At 61.1% G+C, this 15,773-nt stretch carries 13 protein-coding genes; 4 read left to right on the top strand and 9 right to left on the bottom strand.

Annotation, left to right across the window (positions count from 1 at the left end):
- Nucleotides 1–201: 201 nt before the first annotated feature.
- Both I2I01_RS12955 and I2I01_RS12950 read right to left on the bottom strand, forming a co-directional pair.
- The gene (locus I2I01_RS12955; RefSeq protein WP_196286903.1) at nt 202–1,536 is read right to left on the bottom strand and encodes an NAD(P)/FAD-dependent oxidoreductase; all 1,335 of its coding nucleotides are present in this window, start codon (nt 1,534–1,536) and stop codon (nt 202–204) included.
- Nucleotides 1,537–1,631: 95 nt separating this feature from the next.
- A complete protein-coding gene (locus I2I01_RS12950; protein ID WP_196286902.1) occupies nt 1,632–2,075 on the bottom strand; it encodes an META domain-containing protein in 444 nt (147 codons plus the stop codon).
- Nucleotides 2,076–2,254: 179 nt separating this feature from the next.
- Here I2I01_RS12950 and I2I01_RS12945 point away from each other — a divergent pair, with 179 nt between their 5' ends.
- Together I2I01_RS12945 and I2I01_RS12940 are read left to right on the top strand one after the other, a co-directional pair.
- A complete protein-coding gene (locus I2I01_RS12945) occupies nt 2,255–2,692 on the top strand; it encodes a DUF2141 domain-containing protein (RefSeq protein WP_196286901.1) in 438 nt (145 codons plus the stop codon).
- Nucleotides 2,693–3,082: 390 nt separating this feature from the next.
- Nucleotides 3,083–4,816 (top strand): T9SS type A sorting domain-containing protein, encoded by a 1,734-nt coding sequence (locus I2I01_RS12940; protein WP_196286900.1) that lies wholly within the window; start codon nt 3,083–3,085, stop codon nt 4,814–4,816.
- Nucleotides 4,817–4,823: 7 nt separating this feature from the next.
- Here I2I01_RS12940 and I2I01_RS12935 read toward each other — a convergent pair whose 3' ends face one another.
- Entirely contained in the window at nt 4,824–5,309 is a 486-nt protein-coding gene (locus tag I2I01_RS12935) for a YdeI/OmpD-associated family protein (RefSeq protein ID WP_196286899.1), read from the bottom strand.
- A 33-nt stretch (nt 5,310–5,342) separates the two neighbouring features.
- A complete protein-coding gene (locus I2I01_RS12930) occupies nt 5,343–6,344 on the bottom strand; it encodes an aldo/keto reductase (protein ID WP_196286898.1) in 1,002 nt (333 codons plus the stop codon).
- A 352-nt stretch (nt 6,345–6,696) separates the two neighbouring features.
- Between I2I01_RS12930 and I2I01_RS12925 the strand changes: the two genes are divergently transcribed.
- Both I2I01_RS12925 and I2I01_RS12920 read left to right on the top strand, forming a co-directional pair.
- The gene (locus tag I2I01_RS12925) at nt 6,697–7,197 is read left to right on the top strand and encodes a YciE/YciF ferroxidase family protein (protein ID WP_196286897.1); all 501 of its coding nucleotides are present in this window, start codon (nt 6,697–6,699) and stop codon (nt 7,195–7,197) included.
- A 159-nt stretch (nt 7,198–7,356) separates the two neighbouring features.
- On the top strand, nt 7,357–8,061 hold the full coding sequence (locus I2I01_RS12920; RefSeq protein ID WP_196286896.1) for a DsbA family oxidoreductase: 705 nt from the start codon (nt 7,357–7,359) through the stop codon (nt 8,059–8,061).
- 133 nt (nt 8,062–8,194) lie between these two features.
- Here the strand turns inward: I2I01_RS12920 and I2I01_RS12915 are convergent, their stop codons facing one another.
- From I2I01_RS12915 to mfd, 5 genes are all read right to left on the bottom strand, one after another.
- Nucleotides 8,195–9,670: a PAS domain-containing protein gene (locus I2I01_RS12915; protein ID WP_196286895.1), complete on the bottom strand. Its 1,476-nt coding sequence runs from the start codon at nt 9,668–9,670 to the stop codon at nt 8,195–8,197.
- 60 nt (nt 9,671–9,730) lie between these two features.
- The gene (locus tag I2I01_RS12910; RefSeq protein ID WP_196286894.1) at nt 9,731–10,180 is read right to left on the bottom strand and encodes a GNAT family N-acetyltransferase; all 450 of its coding nucleotides are present in this window, start codon (nt 10,178–10,180) and stop codon (nt 9,731–9,733) included.
- Between the two features lie 11 nt (nt 10,181–10,191).
- Entirely contained in the window at nt 10,192–10,881 is a 690-nt protein-coding gene (locus tag I2I01_RS12905) for a DUF6624 domain-containing protein (protein ID WP_196286893.1), read from the bottom strand.
- A gap of 9 nt (nt 10,882–10,890) precedes the next feature.
- Nucleotides 10,891–12,132: a M50 family metallopeptidase gene (locus tag I2I01_RS12900; RefSeq protein ID WP_196286892.1), complete on the bottom strand. Its 1,242-nt coding sequence runs from the start codon at nt 12,130–12,132 to the stop codon at nt 10,891–10,893.
- Nucleotides 12,133–12,223: 91 nt separating this feature from the next.
- The gene (mfd, locus tag I2I01_RS12895; protein WP_196286891.1) at nt 12,224–15,643 is read right to left on the bottom strand and encodes a transcription-repair coupling factor; all 3,420 of its coding nucleotides are present in this window, start codon (nt 15,641–15,643) and stop codon (nt 12,224–12,226) included.
- Nucleotides 15,644–15,773: the final 130 nt, after the last annotated feature.

The raw sequence follows: 15,773 nt of genomic DNA, 5'->3' as shown, positions 1-15,773 counted from the left end.
GGCATTAGCGCCATTCATAGTTTGCCTGTTGGCAAGTGTAGCCACCACTCTTGGCCGACCCCGCCCGCCTGGGCAAGCAGTTCTTGGAACCCGTTATAACATTCTGGACAAGTTTCCGAAGGGTAAGACGGGTTCCTGAGCCGCCCATGGCCCCCGAGTGCACCACGACCGGCTCCAACGGCCGAGCGTTGTTGTCGGAATTTATATTATCGCCTTGCCCTCTTCCATATCGGCTTCCACCAACGGGGCCTTGGTTTTGCCGATAATGTAGCGCAGGCCCTTGTCGTAGCTGAAGTAGCTCCAGGTCCATTGCAACAGCACCATCAGGCGGTTGCGGAAGCCGATGAGCGACACCACGTGCACCACGCTCCAGGCCAGCCAGGCAATGAAACCGTCGAGGTGGTACTCCTTGCCGAAGAGCTTGATGTCGGCCACGGCGTGGTTGCGGCCGATGGTGGCCATGGCACCCTTGTCGTCGTAGTGGAAAGGTTCCATGAGGCGGTGAGTGAGCACGCGGTGCAGGTTTTTGCCCAGCCGGCGGCCCTGTTGCAGAGCGGGTTGCGCCACCATGGGGTGGCCGTCGGGGTAGTCGTCGGTTTTCATCAGGGCGATGTCCCCGATGGCGAAGACGTTTTCGTAGCCCCGCACGCGGTTGTAGTGGTCCACGGCGTAGCGGTTGCCGGGAAGCAGGCAGCTCGCGTCCAGGCCCTGCACGGGCGCCCCCGTGACGCCGGCCGCCCATATCAGGGTGCGGGCCACCAGCTGCTGGCCGTTGTTGAGCGTGGCCGTGTAGCCGTCGTACGACTTCACCCGCGCATCGAGCCACACCTGCACCCCAAACTTCTCCAGCGACTCCAGCGCCCGCTTAGAAGCATTTGCCGACATGCCCTTGAGCAGCACCGGCCCGCTCTGCACCAGGTGAATGTCCATCTCCTTGAAGTCGATTTCCCGGTAGTCCTTCGGAAACACGTGGGTGCGCAGCTCGCTCAGGGCCCCAGCTATCTCCACGCCGGTGGGGCCACCGCCCACAATCACGAAGTCGAGCAGGCTGTTGAGCTGCTCCATGTCGCCGAGCTGCAGGGCCTGCTCGAAGTTGCACAGCACCGTGTTGCGCAGCTCCAGGGCATCTTCCACGCTTTTGATGGCGATGGCGTTTTTGGCCATCACCTCATCACCAAAATAGTTGGTGGTGGCGCCGGTGGCCAGCACCAGGTAGTCGTAGCGTACGCAGCCAATGCTGGTTTCCACAATCTGGGCCACGGGGTCAACGGACTGCACTTCGGCCAGCCGGAAGTAGAAATTTTCCTGCTCGTTGAGAATCTTGCGAAACGGCGACACAATGTCGCCCTCGTCCAGCCCCGCCGACGCTACCTGGTACAGCAGCGGCTGAAACGTGTGGTAGTTCTGCTTGTCGATAAGCACCACCTGCACCGGCGCATGGGCCAGCGCCTTGGCCAGTTCCAGCCCCCCAAAGCCGCCGCCCACAATCACGACGCGCGGCTTGCCGAGGTCGTCAATCTTCGTTAACCCTTCCATGCCTAAAGATGTAGCCGGATGGCGGCTTACACAGGGGACTTTACCGGATTTCAACCGGTGGGGTTGTCGGGCCTAATGATACGCCAGATAAGCCGCTACTGCCCCGCCCGCCGAAACACCAGGCGCGGTGCCACCGTCGAGCCATCGTACAGCCGCAGGGCATCGCCGCTGATTTCATAGCGCGTGGTGGCAGCCAGGTTGTTGAGGTAGCGGGTTTCGAGGGCTTGCACCGGGCAGGACGTCTGGGTCGGAATTGGCATCGAAAGCTGCAATTGCTGTCCGCCGCCCAGGCTGAAGCGCCCGCTGAAGTTGTTGCACGGCCCCAGACCTACAGTGCTGTTGCCCAGGGCCGAAAATTCGATGTATGAACGGGCTGTACCCGAGTAGCTCGACGTCTGCACCGGTACCTCGTCAACGTAGGTCAGCATCCAGCGGGCCTCCAGCAGCGAGGCGGCAGGCGCTGCGCCCCCGTCTTTCTCGCAACTGCCGAGAGCAAAAGAAGTCAGTAAAGCCAACGGCAGGAAGCGACGAAGTGTCATAAGAAATGGAGAGGAGGCAAATCGTAAAGCCGATACGCAATATTCATAAAAAGGTGATAAAAATTGCAGCGAGGCGGCCAGTATTTTGTAAAGAATGCCAGTCAAAACCAGCTGTTATCGAACTCTTTCCGTAAGCAGCCCTGTTACCGGCCTACTTCCACCAGCTTCTCCATTTGCTTATGACCCTGCTGCCCTTCGCTTCGCTTTTTCTGGGTGCTTCGCTGCTATCGGCGCCCCCCGCGCCTAACGAGCTTCAGGCTGTAACGGTCACGGTTACCTCGCTCGTATCGACCACAGCGGCCGTGAAGCTCTATTTTTACAATACCCGGGAAGGCTTTTTGAAAAGTGGCAAGTGGGCGTTTTCCAAATCGGTGAAACCGGGCGGCAAGAGCGAATTCACCTTGCCGGTGGAGCTGCCGCAAGGCGATTGGGCGGTGGCTATCACCCAGGATTTGAACAATAACGATAAAATAGATAAAAATTTTCTGGGAATTCCGACTGAGCCCTATGCTTTTTCGAATAACGTGCGGCCCACCGTGGCTGCCCCCGATTTCAACGAGTGCAAGTTTAAGGTCGACGGACCCGGCCGCGTCGTCAACATTGTGCTGAAGCCCTAAACCCCTTTTACAGGTTATAACACTGCTTTTGTAAGCCCCCGGATGCTACGGCATACGGGGGCTTTTGCATGGTGTAGATTTTGGATAAGTGCAAATTTTTAGAGAACAGGTTAAATATTTTAATTTGTATTTAATGGGTAATTGACTGCTTATAAGGGTTTTGACTTTGCTTCATGGTAAAACACGGCCGTAGCTTTGTGCCATCATTGCTTCGTTCATTTTTCTCTTTTTATGATGCAAACTGTTACTTCTCTTCAGGGGCGTCCTTTTTCTTCGTTCGCGCGGTTGCTGAAGGCGGCAGCCTTGCTGTTCGTCCTCGTTGCACCGGCTGGTAGCGTTTGGGCCACTAGCTATACTGTGGCCAACCCGGACAAGAACAATACTTTCGTTTTGAACACGGGCGACGAGCTCACCATCAACTTCAACGTTAACTTCGGCGGCACGATAACCGTCCAGGGCAACGGCGTGGTCATCACCAACAACGGCAGCATCTCCACCAACGGGCGCATCACGGTGAACAGCGGCACGTCGGGCACGGTGTTCAACAACCAAGGCACGGTCCCGAGCCAGAGCGTGTTCCTCAACGCCCCCACCACCATCAACAACGGCAGCACTGGCAACACGGCCGGCGTAACCTGGGCAGGCTATGTGGGCAGCAATTTTACGGCGGCCCCTGTCATCAACAACTATGCGAACTGGACGGCGCAGATTCAGCCCCTGCCGGGCGGCACCATCAACAACAAGAACGGCGCCATCTGGAACGCCTACATGACCGTGAGCGGCCCCCTGACGGTAAACAACGAGGGCACCTGGAACTCGCAGGTGCAGCCCAGCGGCAACCCCACGTTCACCTTCGTGAATGCGGGCACCTGGGCCGGCACGCTGACGGCCAACGGCTATACCACGGCCATCACTAACAGCGGCACCTGGAGCGGGCAGATTGACTACAGCGGCTCGCTTAGCATCACCAACAACGCCGGCGCTAGCTGGACCGGCCTGCCCAACGGCAACTCCGGCCAACTGGCCATCACCAACGCTGGCGCCTGGACCAAGGGCGGCTTCAACTTCCCCAGCACCGGCCCCAACGTTTTCACCAACCAAGCCGGGGCCACGGCCAGCTTCAATGCCATTGTGGGCCTGAACGGGGTGACCTCCTTTGTGAACAGCGGCACGCTGTCGATTAACCAATCGTCGTTGTTGCCCTACGGGGCCAGCATCATCAACAATGCCGGCGCCACCCTCAACCTACCGCTGGGCAGCGGCTCGCCGTCGACGTTTACGAACGTGGGCACCATCACCAACGACGGGCAAATCAATTCCACCAGCGGCGGCTTCACCAACAACGGCACCCTCAACAACGGCCGCGCTACCATTTCCATCACCGGCGACTTCACCAACACTGGCACCGTGACCGGGCCTGCCGCGCCATTCCGGGGCAGCATCACCGCCACGGGAGTCTCCGTGAACTCGGGCACCTTCGGCACTACGGGTCGGCTGGATTTCTGCGACGCCGGGCGCCCCGCCAACGGCTTCGATACGGCCGCCGGCACCATTGGCAGCGCCACTACTTTCTGCTTGGCCACGCCGCTGCCCGTAGAGCTAACCCGCTTCTCGGCGCAGGCCGCCAAGGGCAAGGTGCAGCTGCAGTGGGCCACGGCTACTGAGCGCAACAGCGCGGCTTTTGTGGTAGAGCGCAGCACCACCGGCGAAGGCTTCACGGCCGTGGCCGAAATCAAGGCCCAGGGCAATTCGACCCAGGCCACGGTGTACGCTGCCATCGATGCCAAGCCCCTGGCCGGCACCAGCTACTACCGCCTGCGCCAGGTAGACCTGGACGGTACTGTGGCATACTCCAAGGTAGCCACCGTGCACGTAGAAGCCACCAATCAGCCCATCGACCTGTACCCCAACCCGGCCACCGACCGGCTCACGCTGGACCTGAGCGCCACCGCCGCACCCTGCGATGTGCGCCTGACCAACCTCACCGGCCAGGTGGTGCTCACGACGACGCTCGCCGGTGGCCAGGCGCAGGAACTGCCCCTCACGGGCGTGCCCGCCGGGCTCTACCTGCTGCACGTGCGCACCGCCGCGGGCAGCACCGTGCAGCGCATCGAAAAGCGTTAATTCTTAATCAATCACCCCGAAACGGGTGCAGGCCCCGCGCCAGTCGTTCCGTGAGTGTCACGGCGCGGCGGGCGCGGGTTTCTGTTTGTTTAGCCTCGGCCACCAGCCGGGCCATGGCGCGGCGGTGGGCGCCGCTGTAGCGCTGAAAGGCGGCTTCGGCCTCGGGCCAGGCGGCCAGGGCCTCGGCCAACTCGTCGGGCAGGTCCACGTGGTCGGGGTTGGGGTCGGGCGCAATGGCCACGTCCAGCCACTGGCCCAACTCGATGCCCACGGCCCGGCACACGTCCTTGTTCAGCATGAGGTAGCGCCCGCCGCCTTCCAGCGGCAGCAGCCCCAGCCGCAGCTCCTGCCCCTGAATGCTGACCAAGACGCGCTTGGCGGCCTTGCCGCCCAGGCCCGCCAGCACCTCGGCGGGCAACACAATGGTTTGGGTGGGCATGAAGCTTGGGCCGCCGGGCTCGAGCTGGGCACGGAAAGTGAGCGGGGTATGCATGGCCGTAAAGGTAGAAGACGGCCCCGCCCGCGCCTAGCCCGCCGCCGGAGCGGCCAGCTCGCGCAGCTGCTTGTTGATGAAGTCCACTTCCTCAAACGTGAGCTGAAAATCCATGGCGCGGGCGTTCTGCACGGCCTGGGCGGGGTTGCGGGCGCCCACCAGTGCCACCGAGATGCCGGGCTGCGCCAGCGTCCAGCGCAGCACGAGCTGGCCGAGGGTGGCGTTTTTGGTTTCGGCCAGCGGACGGATTTTGTTGAGCACGGCGTTCACGCGCTGCACGTTTTCGGGCGTGAACAGGCGGTGGCCCCGTCGCAAGTCGCCCTCGGCAAACTCCTGGCCCGGCTTCACCTTGCCGGTGAGCAGGCCCAACTGTAGCGGGCTGTACACCAGAATGGCCTTGTTGTGCTCGATGCAGTAGGGCACCACATCGGCCTCAATGTCGCGCCGCACCATGCTGTAGGGCACTTGGTTGGAGGCGAGGTTGATGGTTCTTTCCGCTTCCTGCATCTGGGCCACCGAGTAGTTGCTCACGCCGCCAGCGCGCACCTTGCCCTGCTCCACGAGGCGGCTCAGGGCCTCCATGGTTTCGTCGATGGGCGTGGTCACGTCGGGCCAGTGCTGCTGGTAGAGGTCGATGTAGTCGGTGCCGAGGCGGCGCAGGCTGTCCTCGCACTCTTTGATGATGCTGTCGCGGCCGGCGTACTTGTACACGTCGAGGTCGTGGCCCTGGTTGTCCTTGGTTTTCATGGCGAAGTCGCCCTTGGCCAGGTCCCAGCGCATGCCAAATTTGGTCAGAATCTGCACCTTGTCGCGCGGCAGGCCCTTGATGGCTTCGCCCACAATTTCCTCGCTGAAGCCCATGCCGTACACCGGCGCGGTGTCGATGCTGGTCACGCCCAGGTCGTAGCTGGCCCGGATGGCGCCCACGGCGTCGTTCTGCTCGGTGCCGCCCCACATCCAGCCGCCGGCCGCCCAGCTGCCAAAGGTGATGCGCGAAACACGAACGCCGGAGTTGCCTAATTCTTGAAATTCCATGAGAAGGGGAGAAGTAAAATGAAAGGCAAGCCTGCCCGTTCGGGCTTGGCGCCAGGGGTGCTAACTGTGCCGTGCGGCCGAATGTTACGCGTCTTGCTCCATTGGCCCAGGCTGAATGGCGGCAAGCTGCGCCGCAGAAAATTAAAGCTACTGATAGCGAAAGTTCTCGAAAGCTCCTCCGGAACCCGAAGAATGGGCGGGCGTAGCCTAATCAGCTTGTGCTTGTAGGCCAGTGTGTTACTGTTGAGTCTAGTGGCTTGCGGCCCTTGGTTCTCCTTGATGCGGTTCCGCGCTAAGCCGATGCCTCGCGGCTTCTTATCTGCTTTTCCTTTCCACCCTTATTCCCTTTCCAATGAACCAGTTGAAAACCATGCGCGACCTGTTGGCACACGACATCCAGATGATGTACAGCGCCGAAACCCAAGCCCTCGAAGGCCTGACTACCCTTGTCGAAAGCGCTACCGAACCCCAACTCAAGGCTGCTTTCAAGAAACACGGCACCGAAACCCAGCGCCAGATAGCCCGCCTCGAAGAAATTATGACGGCCATGGACCTCAAGCCCAGCCGCGAGGTGTGCTCCGGGATTCAGGGCATGCTGGCCGATGTGGAAAAGCTGCTGCGTAAGGAAGCCACGCCCCAGGTGCTGGACGCCATGCTCATCGCGGCAGCCCAAAAAATGGAGCACTTCGAAATTGCCTGCTACGGCACCGCTGTGCGCATGACCGAAGACCTGGGCATGACGCAGGCCTGCGAACTGCTACGCCAAACGCTGGAAGAGGAAAAGCGCACCGACGAGATTCTAAATGAAATTGCCATTCAGCGCGTGAACGCCAAAGCTGAGGCGACGATGTAAGGCCTCAGCCGCGTCATGCAGTGCGCCAGCGAAGCACCTTTACTTCAATAGTGAATCAATTACTGCTGTGGTAAAGTGACGGGCTTGTTTAGCTCATTGACAAACTTTTTGGCAGCATATAATTGTTGTAGCTACATCAATTCACCTGGCTATTGCATTATGAAAGTTGAAATCTGGTCCGACGTAGTTTGCCCTTTTTGCTACGTGGGCAAGCGCAAGTTTGAGAATGCGCTGAAAGGCTTCGCGCATCGCGACGAAGTGGAGGTGGTGTGGCACAGCTTCGAGCTAGACCCCAATTTTGAACCTACGCCCGGCCTCACCATCCATGAACACCTAGCCAAAAAGAAGGGCGTGTCGCCCGCCGAAGGCCGCCGCATGAACGACTACATGACCGGCGTAGCTAAGGAAGTGGGGCTGGCTTACGACTTCGACCGAGCCATTCCGGCCAATACCTTCCTGGCGCACCAGCTTATTCACCTCGGTGCCCACCACGGCCGGCAGGACGCCACCAAGGAGCGCCTGTTTGCCGCCTACTACACCGAAGGCCAGAACCTGAACGACCTGGAGACGCTGGTGAAATTAGGTGCCGAAGTGGGCCTCGATGCCACTGAAATCCGCGAAGCCCTCACGGCTGGTACCTATGCCGAAGCCGTGCGGCTCGACGAGTACCACGCCCAGCAAATCAACGTGCGTGGCGTGCCCTTTTTCGTGTTTGAAGACAAGTACGCCGTGTCGGGCGCGCAGCCCAGCGAGCTGTTTGCCGAGGTGCTGGAAAAGGTGTACGAGGAGTTCAAGTCCGCCAAACCAGCCCTGGTTTCACTGGGCGACGGTGACGCCTGCGGGCCGGACGGCTGCGCAGTGTAAAGCGCCGTTGGCTGACTATAAAAACGTCATGCTGAGCGCAGCCGAAGCATCTCTACTGCGAGAGTAATCATTTACTTCCCCGGTAGAGCTGCTTCGGCTGCGCTCAGCATGACGATTTTTTTATGCTGTGCTGTTAGGCCGCGCCTTGCCCGTTTTGCAATTGGGCGCGCAGCGTTTCGGCGTGCTGCTGGGCCAGGGCTTTGTCAGTGACCTCGACGACGAAGGCGAGGATGCCCAACGTTTGGCCCTGCTCGTTGCGCAGGGGCTGGTAGCTGAAATCGAAATAGTGGTTGGTTTGCTGGCCGGTGGAGGGGTTGGTGAGCTGAATGGGCATATCGCGGCCCTGGAAAGGCTCGCCGGTGGCATACACTTGGTCGAGCAGGCCAATAAAGCCCTGCTCCACCGCTTCGGGGAATACCTCGGCAGCCGTCATCCCCAATTGGGCCCGGTGGCCCGACAGCGTCTGGTAGTGCTCGTTCACGAACGAAAAACGGTGCTCAGGGCCGGTGAGCGTGGCAATGCCGGCCGGCACCTGCCCCAGAATCTGGCTCAGCAAGAGCTGCTGCTGGGCGGCGTGGGCGCGGTGCTGCTCGGCCTCGGCCAGGGCGGTTTGCAGTTGCTTGGTGCGCTCGGCCACGTTGCCTTCCAGTAGTTGCTGCACTTTGAGCACCTCTTCCTGGTTGGCCAGCAGCTCCGCGTTGCTTTCGTGCAGGGCACGGTTCAGGGCCGCGAGCTGGCTGTTCAGGTCCTGGATTTGCTGGCGGGCGCGCACCTGCTCGCTCACCTCGGTGGCCACCACCATGGCGCCCGTGATGGTGCCGTCGTCTTCGCGCAGCGGCAAATACACGAAGTCCCAGTACACCGACTCGGGCTTGCCGTTGCGCACAATGGTGGACAGCATTTCCTTGGCCACGTGGTTTTCGCCGGTGGCCATCACGTGGTTCAGCAGGTCATCAAAACCCTGGCCGGTGATTTCGGGCAGCAGCTCAAACAGCGGCGTGCCAATGGCCTGCTCGGGCGTGCGGTCCCAGAGGGCCAGCACCAGCGGGTTAGCCATTTCGATGATGAACTTGGGGCCACGGTAAGTAGCAATGGCCACCGGGGCCTGCTCGAAAATGCGGGCCAGCTCACCGCGTTGCCAGTCGGCGGCGTCGCGCGCGGCTTGCTCGCGCACCTGTGCATCGTGTAGCTTCGCGGCCGCATTGGTTTCGGCCGTGATGTTGACGACGGTCTGAATAAGGTGCGTGACGCGGCCTTGGTCGTCGAGGACTGGCGTGTTGCGAGCCTGCCAGTAATGTTCGATGTATTGGCCGGGGCGCTCGGGGTCGGGCAGGGCGTAGCGTTGCGCGGGCAGCTCGTTGGGCTGGCCGGTGGCCAGGACGCGTTCCAGCGCCGCCCGCACTTCGGCCACGGAATGGGCCGTGGGGTCGGTGGGGTTGTCGGGAAAAACGTCGAACAGGTAGCGGCCCAGCATGTCGGCGCGCGGCGTGCCCGACACGGCCACGAAGCTGTCGCTGGCCGCTTCAATCACAAACCCGGGCGAGAGCAGCACGCAGGCGCTGGGCAGGGCACTAAAAACGGACAACAGGTCCGAAGCAGGGGCGGGCATAAACGTGGAAATAAGACCGGCGGTAAGGGAGTGCGAAATACGCAATTCCCAATTATTTGGCTACGCCCGCCGCATCGGAATGTGCGGAATGCCGTCTTCCACGTACATCGGCCCGCACTGCTCGTAGCCGAAACCGTTGTAAAACGCCTCCAGATGCTGCTGTGCGCCGATTTTGTTGGGTTGTGGGCCAAACAGGGTGTCAGAATGCAACAGGGCCTGGCGCATCAGCTCGCGGCCCAGCCCATATTGCCGGAACGCCGGCGCCACAATGACGCGGCCGATGCTGGCCTCAGTGTAGCACTTGCCCGCGTCGAAGAGGCGGGCGTAGGCGGCCAGCTCGCCGGCTTCGTTGTAGCCCAGCAAGTGGTAGGCGTCGGGGTCCTGGCGGTCAATATCCTGGTAAACGCAGTTTTGCTCCACCACAAATACCTCGGAGCGCAGGCGCAATACGTCGTAGAGGATGAGGGGCGGAAACGATTCAAAGGCGATGCAGTGCCAGCGGATGGTCATCTTGAAACGAGTTATTGTTTAGGCATTTGGGCAACCTCCTTTAGGGTCACCACCCGGTAGGGAATGCCCATTAGGGCGGCATTCTGCTCCACGGTATTCTTGAAACCTGCTTTTCGGCGGCGGGCATTCACGTCGGCTGCGTCGCGGATGGGCCACACAAAGGGCCGTTGCCCCTCACGGCGGCCGGTGGCCGGGTTTGTGACGTTGTAGCCCATGGCCTGGGTGCCGTAGAGCTGCTCTTTGCCCTGGCGCATCAGCTGGCGGTCCAGCATCTGAGCGTAAAGGTAAAAGGGCAGTTCGCCTTTATTAGCGGCCTTTTTAATGAGCGGCAGGTATTGCTTGATGTCATCGGAATGCTGGATGACATACCACGCCGCCTCGTTTGTGGGCTCGCCCACCAGCGACTTGCCGGGGTAGCCGTACTGCTTGATAAGCTGCTTCACCCGCACCCGGTTGGCCGAGTCCGAGCGCACCATCTGCTGGGGAATGTAAGTGGGCAGGCTCTCGCGCGTCACCCCCAGCGCCCGGGCCACCGAGTCGGGCCGGAAACGCTGGTGCGGGTCGAAGAGCAGGCTGCGCCACTTCTGGTCCACGGCGTAGATGCTGTCCAGCTCGTGCTTGAGGCGCGGGTTGAACGAGGCCTGGGCCGCGCCCAACTGCGGCAGCAGCCCCAGAAGGAGCAGAAGAAGCAGAAGTTTCATGGCAACAAATTACGTCGTCAGCGCCGGCTCAGCGGCCGCCGTCACGTTCAGTGCCTGCTGGGCCTGTTGCAGTTTGTCGCGCAAATCGTAGAGGCGCTCGGCGGCCTGCACAACCCCGCCCGATGGCGCGCACTTCTCCACCTGCTCGATGGCCAGTTGAAGCCATTGCTCCGCCTCCGAAAATTGTCCTTCGGCATAAGCCACAGCGGCGCGGGCCACTAACCCTTCTTCCTTGGTGTAGGGCTTGGCTACCTGGGCGCGGTCGAGCCAGAAGCGGGCGTGTTCAGCGTTTTGGGTGAGCACGGCGGCCACGTAGGCAGCTTCGCCCAGCACGTGCTGCTGCACCGAAGCGGGCGCGCTGGCCACGCTATCCAGGCTCCGGTTGAGGTGAAAGAGCAGCCGTTCTTGGTTGTTGCAATCGAGAAAATGGCTGTAAACCAGCAGATGGGCGTAGCAGTCCAGCACGCTGTTGCTGTGATGCGTGGCATACTGGGCCACCAGGTTGGCATCCCAATCGCGCGGGCGCTGTCCAGCATACATCTGGCTCTGGAAATACAGCATGCCCAACTGCTGGTGCATGGCCGCCCCGCCCCGCAGGAACTGCCAAAGGTGCCGGCCATCAATGATGTGCCCCGATTTCAGCTTGAAGGGCATCAGGTTCAGTGCGCCGACTGCCACCGACAGCCAGCCGAAAATCAGTAGCGCATTCAGCAACACGTAACTGCCCAGCGAAGCCAACGGCGCAGCGGAGTGCGCGGCCAGCCGATGGTGCAGGTAAAGCGTCAATGCGCCGGTGGCGAGGTTGGCCACGGGCCCTCCGGCCACAAACAGGCTGTAGCGGCTGCGCAGGTTGTTCGTATGGGTTGGCGTGGCGTGCACCATGCCGCCCACTTTGGCCTGGGGCTTCACAAGGCGAATTTCCCAGCCGGTGGCTTTGCGCCTGATGCGCAACCAGTTGGCCGCGAAGGACTGAATGCGAAACCGCGCGAGCAGCCCACCCACCACGTGGCCGCTCTCGTGGGTGGTAATCATCAAAAAATAAAGCACGGGAAGCCCCAGCATCCAGCCCAATGCCAGCACCACCCAGGGCACCCCCAATATTTCGGCCCGGAGCTGAAACTGTTGTGCCCAAGTGTCGCCCTTCAGCCAGAGTATTATCAGTACCTCAACCGCCAGCACCCAGTACAAGGACACCGTCAGTTTGCGTCTGGACCGTGCTGGGGCGACATTGGGCTGCGAATCGGAAGACATACACGGAAGCGGGAAGAAAGCGAGATGCAATAAAAATAGGCGCTATCCCCGGAAGGATAACGCCTATCAGCCGATGCCTTGGCTTGATGCCTTACGCCGTCACCGCCTCCGCGCTGCCCAACTCGCTCAGCACGCGCTTGGCCTGCTGAATGGAGCGCACCTCGTCGAACGTCACGATGAGCTGTTCCTTATGCTCCTTCAGCTTGGCCGTGCGCGGGTGCGTCTGCACGTAGTTGAGGATGGTGCCGAACTGCTCGCCCTGGAAATAGGCCTTGTGGTCGTCGTCGGCGGGCAGGTAGCCTTTCAACGTGTCGCGCTTGAGCGTGATTTTGTGGAAGCCCACCTTGCAGGCCTGCCAGCGCAGCCGCACGATGTCGGCCAGCTGCTCCACCTCGGGCGGCAGGGGGCCGAACCGGTCGGTCATGCTGGTGAGCAGCTTCTGCAGCTCCTCCGGCTTCTGGGCGCGGTCGAGCTTGGCGTAGAGTTGCAGGCGCTCCGACACGTTGCTCACGTATTTCTCGGGGATTAGCACCTGCTGGTCCGTCTCTACGTTGCACTCCTGCACGCGACCAGCGCCGGCGGCGGCTTGGAGGCGCTGCTGCGAGTTGGCATCACCGATAAACAGGTCGCGGAATTCCGTTTCCTTCAACTCCTGCACCGCCTCGTCCAGAATCTGGTGGTAGGTTTCGTAGCCCAGGTCGTTGATGAAGCCTGACTGCTCCCCACCCAGCAGGTTGCCCGCGCCGCGGATGTCGAGGTCGCGCATGGCCACGTTGAAGCCCGCCCCGAGGTCCGAAAACTCCTCCAGCGTGCTCAAGCGCTTGCGAGCGTCGGAGGGCAGCTGGGCCACCGGCGGCGTGAGCAGGTAACAGTAGGCCTTGCGGTTGGAGCGGCCCACGCGGCCCCGCATCTGGTGCAGGTCAGAGAGGCCGGCCAGATGGGCCCGGTTGATGATGATGGTGTTGGCGTTGGGAATATCGAGGCCCGATTCGATGATATTAGTCGAAACCAACACGTCGAACTCACCTTCCACAAACTTCATCATGCGCTTCTCCAGCATCTCGCCGTCCATCTGCCCGTGGGCATAGGTCACCTTAGCGTCGGGCACCAGCCGCAGAATGGTGTTGGCCATTTCCTCGATGTCCTTCACGCGGTTGTGCACGAAAAACACCTGCCCGCCGCGCTTTAGCTCCCGCGCCACGGCGTCGCGAATCAGGATTTCGTCATACACGTGCAGCTCCGTAGTCACCGGCTGGCGGTTGGGCGGCGGCGTGGCAATCACGCTCAGGTCGCGCGCGCCCATCAGCGAGAAGTGCAGCGTGCGCGGAATCGGCGTGGCTGAGAGCGTAAGCGTGTCCACGTTCACCTTCAGTTCCTTGAGCTTGTCCTTGGTCTTGACGCCGAACTTCTGCTCTTCGTCAATGATGAGAATGCCCAGGTCCTTGAACTTAATGTCCTTGTTCGTGAGCCGGTGCGTGCCGATGAGGATGTCGGTTTTGCCCTCGGCCACGCGCTGCAGCGTTTCCTTAATCTGCTTGGTCGTCTTGAAGCGGTTGATGTACTCCACCGTCACGGGCAGCGTGGCCAGCCGGTCGCGGAAGGTCTTGTAGTGCTGCATGGCCAGGATGGTAGTGGGCACCAGCACGGCCGCCTGCTTGCCGTCGGCCACGGCCTTGAAAGCCGCCCGAATAGCTACTTCCGTCTTGCCAAAGCCTACGTCGCCGCACACCAGCCGGTCCATGGGGTGGGGCTGCTGCATGTCGTTTTTCACGTCCTCGGTGGCCTTGGCCTGGTCGGGCGTGTCCTCGTAAATGAAACTCGATTCCAGCTCGGCCTGCAGGAAGCCGTCGGGTGAGAAAGCGAAGCCGGGCGCGGTTTTGCGCTTGGCGTACAGACGAATAAGGTCGGCGGCAATGTCCTTCACCTTCTTCTTCACCGACTTCTTCTTGTTCTCCCACTCCGGCGAGCCCAGCTTGCTCATCGTCGGCGGCGAGCCCTCGGCCCCGCTGTATTTGGCAATCTTGTGCAGGGCGTGAATGCTCACCGTCAGCACATCGTCGTCGCGGTAAATCAGGCGAATAGCCTCCTGAATCTGCCCGTTGATATCCACCTGAGTCAGCCCCGCGAAGCGCGCGATGCCGTAGTCTTGGTGCGTCACGTAGTCGCCGGGCTGCAGGGTTTTCAGCTCGCGCAAGGTCAGAGCCTTCTTCTTCGAGAACTTTCGGGTTTCCTGGGCCCGGTAGTAGCGCTCAAAGAGCTGGTGGTCAGTATACACGGCCAGCTCCAGTTGCTCGTCCACGTAGCCCTCGCGCAAGGCCAGCAGCAGATGCTGAAACTGCACGTTGTTGTCGAGTTCGTCAAAAATCGTCCGCAGTCGGTCGGCCTGCCGCACGGTATCGGCCGTGATGATGGTGGTGAAGCCGCGCTGCTGGTTCTCCTTCAGGTTCTTAGCCATGCGCTCAAACTCCTTATTGAAGCTTGGCTGCGGCTTGGCGGTAAACTGGAAGGTTTCGGCGTTTTTGAAATGGAAGCGCTTGCCGAATTCCACCACCGCAAACTCGTCGAGCAGCTTCTTGAAGTTCTTGCCGCTCTCAAATAAGTCGGCCGGCTTGCTCACAATCTGCATCCCGCCGCTCTCGCTCAGCATCTGCTGAAAGTTCGCCTCGGCCTTGTCAAACAGCTCGCTCACTACATCAATGGTCTGGCGCACGTCTTTCAGCCAGATGCACGCCGTGCGGGGCAGAAAGTCGAAAAATGCCTCCCGCGTCTCGGTCAGCATCTTGGTCTGCACGTTCGGGATGATGCTGATGCTGGGCCGTGCCTCAACCGACAATTGCGTCTCGGGATTGAACGTGCGAATGCTTTCGATTTCATCGCCGAACAATTCCAGCCGGAACGGCAGCTCGTTCGCGTAGCTAAACACGTCCACAATGCCGCCGCGTACCGCGTATTGCCCCGCCTCGTACACAAAATCTGTCTTCTCGAAGTCGTACTCGCCCAGCAGCTCGCCCAGGAAGTTCACGTCCAGCTTGTCGCCCACCTTGGCGTTAAAGGTGTTTTTCACCAGGCTCTGCCGGTTGATTACCTTCTCCGTCAGCGCCTCCGGGTAGGTCACGATGAACACGCTGTTGCCGGTGCCGGCCGCTCGCGTGGTGTTCAGGCGGTTCAGGGCCTCGGCGCGCATCAGCACGTTGGCGTTTTCGGTTTCGTCGAACTGGTAGGGCCGCTTGTAGGAGCTAGGAAATAGGAGCGCCTCGGGACCCTCGGGCAGCAGGTGCTGCAGGTCCGAGAGGAAGTAGGCCGCCTCGTCCTTGTCGTGCAGCACGAACACGTGCGGGTGCTGCCCGTGGGCCACCGCGGCGGCTACCACGGCATCCTGGCTGCCCACGAGGCCGCGCAGGTGCAGGCGCACGCCGCTGGGGTCGGGCTTGGCGGCGCCGCGCAGGTGCGATGCCAGCACTTGCAGCTCGGGCGAAAGGCGATAGAGGCGAAGAAAGTCAACTACTTGCACAAGATGTCAGGCTAGAGGGGCAAAAGAGCTAGCCCGGCCAGAAGATTTTCCGGTCGGGCTGCGGGGTAAATACACGGCAAAGGTGGCGAAGGTTTCCGCAGGGGCGGCGGTAGCTTCGCGGTCGGTTTTG

Origin of the sequence: Hymenobacter properus, from assembly GCF_015694735.1 — a bacterium.
Lineage (GTDB): Bacteria > Bacteroidota > Bacteroidia > Cytophagales > Hymenobacteraceae > Hymenobacter > Hymenobacter properus.
The sequence above is the reverse complement of the archived record's forward strand: the minus strand, read 5'-3'. Positions and strand labels throughout refer to the sequence as shown.